2 pseudogenes are annotated in these 871 nt (G+C 40.9%); both read left to right on the forward strand.

The features are described from left to right. A pseudogene (locus tag R7E78_RS25365) lies at window positions 1-337 on the forward strand (molecular chaperone); the annotation flags it as partial. 59 nt (window positions 338-396) lie between these two features. Beyond that, window positions 397-871, forward strand: a pseudogene (locus R7E78_RS25370) (fimbrial biogenesis outer membrane usher protein); the annotation flags it as partial.

An 871-nucleotide genomic window follows, 5' to 3' on the forward strand; every position in this document is an offset into this window, starting at 1 on the left:
CTACTCCATCCCCTTATTTATCTATGGAAAAGGACTTAGCAATACTCAACAGCAGAATAAGGACAGTGAGTTGTGGAATGGTTTGCAAGCTCAATTGATTAAGAAAAATAATCAACGCTTTATTCACATTAAAAACTCAGGAAATCATCATGTGCGTCTGGTGAATTTACAACTGGATTCTCCGAATAAAGAACCGTTAATGATTTCTGAAGGATTAGCCGGTTATATTCTTCCAGAGCAATATAAGGTTTGGCCTATTTCATATAAGAATATAAACAATATGAGTTTGAGTGCGAATATTGGAGGTAAACGCTACAAAATTCCATTGACGCAATAATGATAATAATGAACAGACGCAATGAAATGTATGTCTTGCTTTGGCTTGGATTACTAAGTATGGCGTGGAGCAATATTGGCCTTTGTGCGAACTCACCCAACAGTTTTTCTGAGTTACCGAGTCCTGAAAACTTTTCTTTTGATAAGTTTAACAATATTAGCTTGAAACTAGAATTGGTGATCAATCAAAGAGCGACGGGGCATATTGCCGAAGTCGAGCGCATTGGCGATCAGTACTTTCTCCAGCGGCAAGATCTAATAGCGGTTGGCGTTACGGCCAAATCGTTGCCAGGAACGGAAGACAGAATTGACGTTTCTTCCATTCCTGGGGTTAACGTGCGTTATTTGCAATCGTCATTGCAACTGGCGATCGACGTTCCGCCGAACTGGCTGCCGATGCAGAGTTTATCTGCACACGACATGGGGCGATTTTCTCCAGCTAAGTTTGGTCGTGGGGGACTGTTTAACTACAACGTTTTTGGTGTGTATGAAAACGAAAGCCAACAAAAGGAGGTTTCTATCGATCATGAAATCA

This window comes from Vibrio sp. YT-19(2023), assembly GCF_033337395.1.